This is a genomic window from uncultured Selenomonas sp. (genome assembly GCA_905372355.1).
GTDB lineage: Bacteria > Bacillota > Negativicutes > Selenomonadales > Selenomonadaceae > Selenomonas.
Genome location: CAJPOT010000015.1, coordinates 26896 through 37580, shown reverse-complemented (window position 1 = coordinate 37580; position 10685 = coordinate 26896). Strand labels below are relative to the sequence as shown.

The window sequence follows — 10685 nt, the reverse complement described above, 5'->3', positions numbered from 1 at the left end:
GACAAATCCTCGACGTAGCACCGCTACGCCTGCGGTTTGTCTCCTCGATAGATATAGCGCATCTGTGCAAATCTGGGCGACCTCATTTTATCAGCGCTTCCTTAGAAAAGATAAACCTTCACCCGTTGGCTGTATGTGCGGCGTCCTGCCTCGTGCCCGCCGTTTCGTTGGAGAGGCCGAGCCGCTGCAGAAGAGCCATGTCCTCGGCAATGGTTGTGCCCGAGGTCGTGAGCATGTTGCCCGTGATGGAGGCCGATGCGCCGTAGAGGAAGGCGGGCGTGCCGTTGTCCTTGATGAGCTTGCGTCCCGCGCCGAGGCGGATGTTTGCCGTCGGGTTGATGAAACGGAAGAAGGCGATGGTGCGCAGGATCTCGTCGCTCGTCAAGGGCGTCCGGCCCTCAAGCGGCGTGCCGGGAATCGCCATGAGGGAGTTGATGGGAATGGATTCGATGCCGAGTTCGGCAAGGCTCACCGCCATGTCGAGGCGGTCTTCCCACGTCTCGCCCATGCCGATGATACCGCCCGAACAGACGTTAAGCCCTTCGCCCTGTGCGAGACGGATCGTGCGGATGCGGTCGTCGTAAGTGTGCGAGGTGCAGATCTCGGGAAAGAAGCGGCGCGACGTCTCGATGTTGTGATGGTAGCTTGTGACGCCCGCGGCGCGAAGCGCACGGAACTGTTCACGCGTCAAAATGCCGTGCGAGGCGCAGAGATCGATATGGAGCTTCTTGCGCATGGCACGGTAGCAGTCGAGCGCGGCGTCGAACTCCTTGCCCGCGAGCGCCCTGCCCGAGGTCACGATGGAGAAGCGGTTGACGCCCGCCTCCTCGTTGGCGCGTGCGTTGGCGATGATCTCTTCCTGTGCGAGAAATGCGTATTCCTCGACGCCCGTCCTGTGGTGCGCGGACTGGGCGCAGTACTTGCAGTCCTCGCTGCAGTGACCGCTGCGCGCGTTGATGATCGTACAGAGGTCGATGTGCTTGCCGCAGAACTGTCGCTGCAGCTCGTGTGCGCCCTCCTGCAGCGCTTCGAGCGGCGCATCAAGGAAGATGGAGAGGTCGTCCTCGCGCTTGATGCGGCGGCCGCAGAGAATTTCTTTCGTGAGTTTTTTGACGGCGTTTTCCTTTGTCATGGCAGAGCCTCATTTCTTTTAAGAAGTTTGCATTTCCTCCCATTATATTTCAGACGGCGCATATAGTCAACTGATATGGAAATCCGGGTTAACCTTGGACTGCTATTGCTTCCTCGACGGCTGCAAGGTATAATGGGAACGATGAATTTAGAAGAGAGGAGTCTTTCTTTGCAAAAGGTTTTGGAGGAGAAGATCGCCTTTGCCGATCAGCGCGAGGCGACGGCGCTTCTCGGCGAGCACGACGAGTACTTGCAGGTGCTCATGGACAATTTCGACTGTCGCTTTATAAGCCGCGGCGAGGAGCTTGTGATCGACGGCGAGGCGCAGATCGTGCGGGCGGCGGCGCAGGTCGTGCGCGAGCTGCAGTACCTGCATCGGCAGGGCACGACGCTCACGATGCACGAGGTGCGCTACAGCGTGGGACTCGTCAAGCGCGGCAAGGGCGAGGCGCTGCACAGCCTTTTCAGCGACACGATCCTCGTGACGAGCCGTGGACGTCATGTGCGCCCGAAAACGCTCGGCCAGCGCATCTACCTCGACGCCATCCGCAAGAACTCCATCACGTTCGGCATTGGACCTGCAGGCACGGGAAAGACGTACCTCGCCGTCGTCATGGCGGTGGCGGCGCTTCGTGCGAGGCTGGTGGAAAAGATCGTGCTCACGCGCCCTGCTGTCGAGGCGGGCGAGCGGCTGGGCTTTCTGCCCGGCGATCTGCAGGAGAAAGTCGATCCGTATCTGCGCCCGCTCTACGATGCGCTGCATGACATCCTCGGCTTTGACACCTACCAGAAGCTCCTCGCCAAGGGCGTCATCGAGATTGCGCCGCTCGCTTACATGCGCGGACGCACGCTGGAGGACGCCTTCGTGATTCTCGACGAGGCGCAGAATACGACGCCGAGCCAGATGAAGATGTTCCTGACGCGCTTGGGCTTCGGCTCGCGCATGGTCGTGACGGGCGACTTGAGCCAAGTCGACTTGCCGCGTGGCGTGTTCTCGGGACTCTCTGAGGCGAGCCGCATCCTGCGCGATGTGTGCGGCGTGGGCGTCGTCCGTCTGGAAACGCTCGACGTCATCCGTCACGACGTCGTCGCACGCATCGTCGAGGCGTATGACCGCGCGGACAAGGCGCGTCGGGATTCTGAGAAAAAGCCGGCAGAGCTGCAGGAGAAAAAGCCGGCGGCTCAGGAAAAGGCTACGGCATCAGAGAGAGGGGAGGTGGACGCATGAACATCCTGCTCAGCCACGAGGTGGAAGACCTGCCCCTTGACGAGGGCCTTGAGGCAGAGATTCGGCGCGCTGTGGAAAAAGTCGGCGAGATTTACGATGTGGCGGACGCCGAGGTCAGCATCACCTTGACGGACGATGCGCACATCCATGTGCTGAACCGCGAGTACCGCAGGGTCGATCGTCCGACGGACGTGATTTCCTTTGCGCTCAACGAGAGCGAGGAGCCGGCGATCGCAGGCGGCCCCGCCGTCAACGTCCTCGGCGACATCGTCCTCTCGATCGAGCGCGCCGCGGCGCAGGCGGCAGACTACGGGCACAGTCTGCGTCGCGAAATCGTCTTCTTGACGGTACATGGCATGCTGCATCTCCTCGGCTACGACCATGTAGAAGAGGCGGAGCGGCAGGAGATGGAGGAGGAGCAGCGTCATGTGATGGCGGCGCTCGGCGTGACGCGCGAGGAAGCGGCGGAAGGCTCTGCAGGATGCACGGAGCAAGTGACAGCGAAGGGGGAGAACGATGGAAAAGGCAAAGCATAAATCGGGCTTCATCGCTGTCGTCGGGCGGCCGAACGTCGGCAAGTCGACGCTCATCAACAGCCTCATCGGGCAGAAGATCGCCATCATGAGCGACAAACCGCAGACGACGCGCACGCGCATCCTCTGTATCCTGACGGAGCCGGACGCGCAGATCGTCTTTCTCGACACGCCGGGCATCCACAAGCCGCGCCACAAGCTCGGCGAATACATGGTACGCGCAGCGGAAAACACCTTGAAGGAGGTCGATGCCGTCTTTTTCGTCGTCGATGCGACGGAGAAGATGGGACCGGGCGAGCGCTATATCTTGGAGCGCCTGCAGGCGACGAAGTGCCCGTGCATCCTCGTCGTCAACAAGCTCGACCTCATCGAGAAGCCCGCTGTACTGCCGATCCTCGAAAGCTACATGAAGGCCTATCCGTTTGCGGGCGCCGTGCCCATATCGGCGAAGGAAGAGGTGAACCTCGACGCGCTTCTTGCAGAAGTCAAGAAGTATCTGCCCGAAGGACCTGCCTACTATCCGGAAGACATGGTGACGGATCAGCCCGAGCGACTCATTGTGGCGGAGCTTGTGCGCGAGAAGGCGCTTCTCGCGACGCGCGACGAACTGCCCCATGCCATCGCCGTCGACCTCGATGAGATGAAGGAGTGCCCCAAGGGGGGCTTCTATATCCGCGCGACGATTTACGTGGAGCGCGAGTCGCAGAAGGGTATCGTCATCGGCGCAAAGGGCGCTCTTCTGCGCGAGATCGGCGCACAGGCGAGAAAGGACATCGAGATGCTCCTCGGCTCGAAGATCTTTCTCGACCTCTGGGTCAAGGTGAAGAAGGATTGGCGCAACCGTGAGGGCGTTCTGCACAACTTCGGTTTTGAATGAGAGGAAATAGGGAAAGGGCGGCAGCAGGATGAACAAGATATCGAAGCGCTTTATTAACGGTCTTATCCTTCTCGTGCCGCTGGCCATCACGGTTTTCGTCGTGACAGAGGTGCTGAACTTCACGGAGATCGTGCTCGGCAAGCACTTTCCCGTCTATTATCCGGGCATGGGCATCGTGACGGTGCTGCTCGTCATCTATCTCGTGGGCTGGCTCTCATCGTACTGGTTCATGAAGCGCGTGATTTCCTATGGTGAATGGCTGCTCGGCAAGATTCCCGTCGTGAAGTTCATCTACAACAGTGTCAAGCACCTTTCGACCGCCGTTTTTGAGTCGAATAACATGTTTGACCACGTCGTGCTCGTGCCGTTTCATCAGTCGCGGGCGCTCGGCTTCGTCATGGCAGAGGTGCCGGCAGTCTTGCGCGAGAAGCTCGGCGACGACTACGTCTGCGTCTTCGTGCCGTGGAGCCTCAACATGACCTCAGGCACGAACCTCTTCGTCAAGAAGAGCGACGTCATCTATCTCGACATCAGCAACGAGTCGGCGCTGCAGTACATGCTGACGGCGGGTGCCGTCATGCCGCAGCGGCAGGTATCGACGAAACCGCAGGAAGCGGGCAGTGCGACGAGGCTGGCGGACGAGGTCGTGGCGGCGTCGAAGACGCAGTCTGCGCGTGCAGCTGGGGAAGCGTGCGAGGAGGCCGAACCGCATGGCACGCCGCAGCGCTGAGGCGCTCGTGCTCGCCACGAGGAACTGGGGCGAGGCGGATAAGATGGCGTCGCTCTTGACGCGTGAGTGCGGGCGCGTCGAGGCGGCGGCATTCGGCTGCCGCCGCCCGAAGAGCGCACTCGCGGCAGGGATGCAGATGTTCAGCCACCTCGATGTGGAGCTTACGGAAGGTGGCAGGGTCTGGACGGTGCGGCAGTGTTCGCTCAAGGGGCGGTTTCGCCGCCTCTCGGAAGATCTCTCGGCCATGGCATACGGCTCCTTCGTGGCAGAACTGGCGCTTGAGCTTTTTCCCGAGCACGAGCCTGCGCCCGACGCTTTCGACCGTCTGCTGCAGATTTTTTGCGCCTTTGAGGAGCGCAATCCGCGTCTCGTGGCGCTGGCAGCGGCGTATCAGCTCCTCGCGCTCGCAGGCCTTTCGCTTCATCTTGCAAGCTGCGTCCACTGTGGTGCACCCTTCGAAGAGCCGATGTCCGTCGACATCGGCGAGGGCGGCGCATTGTGCGCGGATTGCCGCAAAGAGGATATGCCACTCTTTTCTGCCGAATTGAAGGCGTTCATCGAGAAGCTGACCGCTCTCGATTGGCAGGCGTTTCTCTCGCCGCAGAAGGCGTCAGACGTGCGCTCTCCGGCGCCGTTTTCCGTCAGAAAGCAGGAACTTCTGGCAGCGGAAAGCCTGCTGCTCGCTTACCTGCGTGCGCTTTTCGGCAAGCCGCTGCGCTCGCTCGCCTTCATCGCACAGATCGGCGGCGCTTGAAGCGTTTGCTGTGCGCTTGTGGGCGAAGGCATGAGGTGCGTTCTGCGATAGTTTTTGACAATATATTTGAAAGGGGAGTTTTCCGTGGCAATTCTGGTTTGCGGCGGCGCCGGCTACATCGGCTCTCATGCCGTTCATCAGCTTATTGAAAAGGGAGAAGAGGTCGTCATCGTTGACAATCTGCAGACGGGTCATCGCGGTGCGATTCATGCACGGGCGAAGTTTTACGAAGGTGACATCCGCGACCGCGCCGTATTCGATGCGATACACGATCTACGGCGATGACTACAAGACGCCCGACGGCACATGTCTGCGCGACTACATCCACGTCGTCGATCTCGCCGATGCGCATGTGCTCGCACTCGAATACTTGCGGAAGGGCGGCGAGAATGACATCTTCAACCTCGGCAACGGACAGGGATTCTCGGTCAAGGAAATGATCGCCGCCGCAGAGAAGGCGACGGGCAAGAAGATTGCAGCCGAGATCGGTGCACGCCGTGCAGGCGACCCTGCGCAGCTCATAGCTTCCAGCGACAAAGCGCGCCGCATCCTCGGCTGGCAGCCGCGCTTCACTGACGTGGAAGAAATCATCGCGACAGCATGGCGGTGGCACAAGAAGCATCCGAATGGGTATGGAGAGTAACTTTCTGGCTAAAGTGCGTAATCGGTGCTATAATGATAATAAAAGGTGGAAGAGAAACAGTTCTCATACAACAAGGAGAAATCTTAATGGCAGAGAGTGTAGGAGATTCCTATCAAGATCCGACATACGATCAACATGCCAAACGTTTGCTTTCACAAAGAGCGATCATGGCACGTCTCTTGAAGCGAACTGTGCCAGAGTTTAAGGATGTTGCAATCTCTGACATCGCAGAAAAATATATCGAGGACACGCCACAGATCAGTGAGATTCCCGTGGATAGGGATAAGACGAATACCGTAAGAAACAGGAAAGATTCGCCGAAAGAATTCCTCGGTGATGCCACGGAAAATGTCGGCATCACGGAAGGCTGGATTCGCTTCGATATACTTTTCCACGCGAGAGTTCCCCAATCGGGTGAACGCATCACCTTGATTATCAATGTTGAGGCACAGCGGACACAGAAAAGAGCGAAGCTGGGCTACGCACTCCTGCGCCGAGCCGTCTACTATGCGAGCCGCTTGATTTCTTCGCAGAAAGAAACTGAATTTACAGGATCATCCTACGATGAAATCAAGAAAGTCTACAGTATTTGGCTTTGTATGGACTCCCCGGACGGCAGGAGCGCCATCAATCGTTATGACCTTGCCGAGCATCATATTCTGTACCATCACAAGGAAAAGCGTGCTGACTATGATTTGATGAGCATCATCACGGTTTATCTTGGAAATGAACGACAGCAGGACGAGGATTGGCTCATTCGATTCCTGCAGATCTTGTTCAAAGACACGGAAATATCTCCAGCAGCGAAGAAGCAGCTTTTAAAAAATGAATTTGATATGGATATAAGTGCAGATATAGAAGAGGAGATGAGGACAATGTGTAATCTGAGTACAGGCATCTATGAACAAGGCATGGAGCGTGGCATGGAGCGTGGCATGGAGCGTGGCATGGAGCGCGGCATGGAACGTGGGCGGGAGGAAGGAAAGGTTGATATTGTTCTGGAAATGCTGCGAAATAAGCTGCCGCTCGAAATGATCGCAAGCATGTCGAAGTTTTCCTTGGAAAAAGTGAAAGAGCTTGGCAAGATGCACAGCTTGCTTTAATTCATGGAATTTTCGTGTTCTGCTGAAGTTGGTTTTGATACGTATAAAACCGCTCCTCTACTGCTCGGACGAGTAAGGAAAGGGGCGGTTTTATGTGTTTGATACAGAAGTATCTTTCGCCATTGTTCTCTTCTATGGGAGATCTTGCTGTGTCTGCATTTGGGTACGATATATTCCCTTTCCGCCTCAATCGTTGTATAATAGTACGCAGCAAGCAAATTCAATCGAAGAAAAGGAGAGAGTCTTATGTATACGCTTTCCAGCACGGAATTTCATGGCATCAAGCCGCAGATTGACGAGGAGGCATTCGTCGCACCGCAGGTGTTCCTTTCGGGCGATGTGCGCGTCGCGAAGTATGCGAGCCTTTGGCCGGGCGTCGTTGCGCGCGGCGATGTGAATTACATCTCTGTCGGCGAGTGCTCGAATGTGCAGGATCTCGTCTGCCTTCATGTGGCGGACGACAATCCGTGCATCATCGGCGATTATGTGACGATCGGCCACAGCGCCGTCGTGCACGGCGCGGAGATCGGCAACCATGTCCTCATCGGCATGAACGCGACGGTTTTGACGGGCGCAAAGGTCGGCGAAGGCTCTATCATTGCCGCTGGGGCGCTCGTGCGCGAGAACGAGGTCATTCCGCCGAATTCCCTCGTTGTCGGCATGCCGGGCAAGGTCGTGCGCACGATTGACCGCATCAAGACGATTCATGCGCAGGCGATCAAGTACAAGTGCGAGTGGGCGATTGAGTACGGCGTCTATCCCGAGATCGGCGGCGAGAAGTACCACGGCGAGCACATTATCTGACGTTTGCCGCTTTACAGCTTTGCACCTTATGATATAATGAAAGGCACAGCCTTCGTTTTGGCTGTGCCTTTCATTATATTTTTCAGGAGGTTTGATTCATGGCGCGAGAAACGCTGAAGAGCCGCTTCGGCTTCATTCTCCTCAGTGCCGGCTGTGCGATCGGCATCGGCAATGTCTGGAAGTTCCCTTATCTTGTCGGGCAGAACGGAGGCGGGGCGTTCGTTCTTATCTATCTTTTCTTCCTCATCGTGCTCGGTATCCCTGTCATGACGATGGAATTTTCCCTTGGCCGCGCGGCAAGGCGCAGTCCCGTGCGCATGTACCAGAGACTGACGCCCGAAAAGTGGGGCTGGCATTGGCATGGCTACGCATGTTGGTTCGGCTGCATCATGCTCATGATGTTCTATACGACGGTCGCGGGCTGGATGCTGCTTTACTTCTATCAGACAGCATGCGGCGCGTTTGCGGGACTTTCTCCGAAGGAGATCGGTGCGGCCTTTGGCTCGATGCTCGGCGATCCTATCTTGCAGGTCGTGCCGATGGTGATCGTCGTCATCAGCGGTTTCCTCATCTGCTCGCACGGCTTGCAGTCTGGGCTGGAGCGTGTGACGAAGGGCATGATGGTGCTCCTGCTCCTCATCATGGTCGTGCTCGCCGTGAACAGCGTTTTCCTCGCCGGCGCGTCTGAGGGCATCTCATTCTACCTGCGCCCTGACATCGCGAAGATGGAGGAGATCGGCTTTACGAACGTCATTGTCGCAGCGATGAATCAGGCGTTCTTCACGCTGAGCCTCGGCATCGGCGCGATGGCGATCTTCGGCAGTTACATCCCGAAGGATCACGCACTTCTCGGTGAGTCGGTCAACGTCGCCATCCTTGATACGCTCGTTGCCATCACGTCGGGACTCATCATCATCCCCGCGTGCTTCGCTTACGGTGTTGAGCCGGACAGCGGGCCGGGACTTATCTTCATCACATTGCCGAACATCTTCAACCACATGGCGGGTGGCATCCTCTGGGGCAGTCTCTTTTTCCTCTTCATGACGTTTGCGGCTTTTTCGACGGTGCTCGCTGTCTTTGAAAACATCATGGCCTGCACGATGGATCTGACGGGGTGGAGCCGCAAGAAGACGGGATTCGTGAACTGCGCGGCAATCCTCGCGCTTTCTCTGCCCTGCGCCTTGGGATTCAACCTCCTCGCGGGCATTCACCCGATGGGAGGTGAGAGTAGTTTCCTCGACATCGAGGATTTCATCGTGAGCAATATCCTCTTGCCCGGCGGGTCGCTCGTCTTTGTGCTCTACACGATGCATCGTTTCGGCTGGGGCTGGCAGAAGTTCTACGAAGAGGCGAATACGGGAAGCGGCTGGAAACTTCCTCGATGGGCGCGCGGCTATTTCGCCTACGTCCTGCCCCTTGTCGTCGGCGCGATTCTCGTGCTGGGATTGATGTGAGCTGCATGCACAAATTTCTGTGAATGCTTATGCCACTCTTGTGAAAGCGAAAGAAAGAACCCGACGCACGGCAAACGTCGGGTTCTTTTCTTTCAATATTTGCCTATTCGCTTGCTGCACTCTTTTCGCGGCGCAGCCGAAAGATGAGGCGGAAGGACAGCGAGAGGATGATGGCGATGACGGTCGCGAGCGACATGCCCCTGAGCGTCACCGTGCCGAGCGTGAGGCTTGCCGTCGATACGCCGACGCCCATGACGATAGAGGTCAGCAGGAGATTCGTGGGCTTGCCATAGTCTACCTTGGATTCGACGAGAATGCGGATGCCCGAGGCGGCGATGACGCCGAAGAGCAGCATGGAGACGCCGCCCATGACGGGCGTCGGGATGCTCTGGATGAGTGCGGCGAGCTTGCCGAGGCATGAGAGCGCGACGGCGAAGACGGCGGCGCCGCCGATGACCCATGTCGAGTAGACCTTCGTGATGGCAAGGACGCCGATGTTCTCGCCGTACGTCGTATTCGGCGTTGAACCGAAGAAGCCCGAGAAGATCGTCGATATGCCGTTGCCGAGAAGTGAGCGGTCGAGTCCCGGATCCTTCGTGAGATTGCGGCCGACGATGTTGTTCGTAACGATGAGGTGGCCGATGTGCTCGACGATGACGACGATGGAGGCCGGCAGGAGGATGAGGATCGCGCCCGGCTCGAACTTCGGCGTGTAAATGGTCGGGATGGCGAACCAGGGGGCGTTTTCGACGGCGGAGAGGTCGACGATGCCTACTGCATAGGCGATGACGTAACCCGAAATGACGCCGATGAGGATGGGGATGATGGCGAGGAAGCCGCGAAACGCGATGGAGGCGAAGACCGTGACGGCGAGCGTGGCGATGGAGACGAAGACGACGGTCGGATCCGCCTCGGCATCGGTCAGACCTGCCATCTTCGCCGCCGTCGGCATGAGCTCAAGTCCGATGACGGCGACGATCGCGCCCATGGAGGCGGGCGGGAAGATCACGTCGATCCAGCCCGTGCCGATGGCATGGATGATGATGCTCACGAGGCAGAAGACGACGCCTACGACGATGAAGCCGCCGAGTGCCGCCTCGTAGCTGTAGTCGGCGAGCACGAGGAATACGGGCGAGAGAAAGGCGAAGCTTGAGCCGAGATAGGCGGGGATCTTGCCCTTGCAGAGGATCAGATAGAAGAGTGTGCCGATGCCGTTGAAGAGCAGCACGGTCGCGGGGTTGACATGGAAGAGGATCGGCACGAGCACCGTTGAGCCGAACATCGCGAAGAGGTGCTGCAGGGAAAGCGGGATCGTCTGGAGGAGCGGCAGCCGCTCCTCGGGGGCAATAGTTCTTTGTGTCATGGCAATGCTCCTTTGGAAGATAGTTATACCAAAGAAGAATTTAGCACAGAATGGGCGCTTTGTCT

General features: G+C 58.0%; 9 protein-coding genes and 2 pseudogenes. 9 read left to right on the top strand and 2 right to left on the bottom strand.

Annotation, left to right across the window (positions count from 1 at the left end; genetic code table 11):
• Nucleotides 1-118: 118 nt before the first annotated feature.
• On the bottom strand, nt 119-1132 hold the full coding sequence (gene bioB, locus QZ177_RS08705; protein ID WP_294176906.1) for a biotin synthase BioB: 1014 nt from the start codon (nt 1130-1132) through the stop codon (nt 119-121).
• Nucleotides 1133-1264: 132 nt separating this feature from the next.
• On the opposite strand from bioB, the gene QZ177_RS08700 reads away from it, so the two are divergent.
• From QZ177_RS08700 to QZ177_RS08660, 9 genes and pseudogenes are all read left to right on the top strand, one after another.
• A complete protein-coding gene (locus QZ177_RS08700) occupies nt 1265-2359 on the top strand; it encodes a PhoH family protein (protein WP_294176904.1) in 1095 nt (364 codons plus the stop codon).
• Nucleotides 2356-2814, top strand: a pseudogene (ybeY, locus tag QZ177_RS08695) (rRNA maturation RNase YbeY); the annotation flags it as partial. The gene QZ177_RS08700 and the pseudogene ybeY, both read left to right, overlap by 4 nt.
• Before the next feature lie 61 nt (nt 2815-2875).
• Nucleotides 2876-3769 (top strand): GTPase Era, encoded by an 894-nt coding sequence (gene era / locus QZ177_RS08690; RefSeq protein ID WP_294176901.1) that lies wholly within the window; start codon nt 2876-2878, stop codon nt 3767-3769.
• A gap of 28 nt (nt 3770-3797) precedes the next feature.
• Nucleotides 3798-4499 (top strand): DUF502 domain-containing protein, encoded by a 702-nt coding sequence (locus QZ177_RS08685; protein WP_294176899.1) that lies wholly within the window; start codon nt 3798-3800, stop codon nt 4497-4499.
• On the top strand, nt 4480-5253 hold the full coding sequence (gene recO, locus QZ177_RS08680) for a DNA repair protein RecO (RefSeq protein WP_294176896.1): 774 nt from the start codon (nt 4480-4482) through the stop codon (nt 5251-5253). Before QZ177_RS08685 ends, recO begins: the two co-directional genes overlap by 20 nt.
• A gap of 84 nt (nt 5254-5337) precedes the next feature.
• Nucleotides 5338-5896, top strand: a pseudogene (locus tag QZ177_RS08675) (NAD-dependent epimerase/dehydratase family protein).
• An 86-nt stretch (nt 5897-5982) separates the two neighbouring features.
• Nucleotides 5983-6999, top strand: coding sequence for a nuclease (locus tag QZ177_RS08670; protein ID WP_294176908.1), 1017 nt, complete (start codon nt 5983-5985; stop codon nt 6997-6999).
• Nucleotides 7000-7245: 246 nt separating this feature from the next.
• Entirely contained in the window at nt 7246-7803 is a 558-nt protein-coding gene (locus QZ177_RS08665; RefSeq protein ID WP_006191537.1) for a gamma carbonic anhydrase family protein, read from the top strand.
• A 98-nt stretch (nt 7804-7901) separates the two neighbouring features.
• Nucleotides 7902-9257 carry a sodium-dependent transporter gene (locus tag QZ177_RS08660; protein ID WP_294176892.1) on the top strand — a complete coding sequence of 452 codons (1356 nt, stop codon included), beginning with the start codon at nt 7902-7904 and terminating at the stop codon, nt 9255-9257.
• 103 nt (nt 9258-9360) lie between these two features.
• Here the strand turns inward: QZ177_RS08660 and uraA are convergent, their stop codons facing one another.
• On the bottom strand, nt 9361-10620 hold the full coding sequence (uraA, locus tag QZ177_RS08655; RefSeq protein ID WP_294176890.1) for a uracil permease: 1260 nt from the start codon (nt 10618-10620) through the stop codon (nt 9361-9363).
• Nucleotides 10621-10685 lie beyond the last annotated feature (65 nt).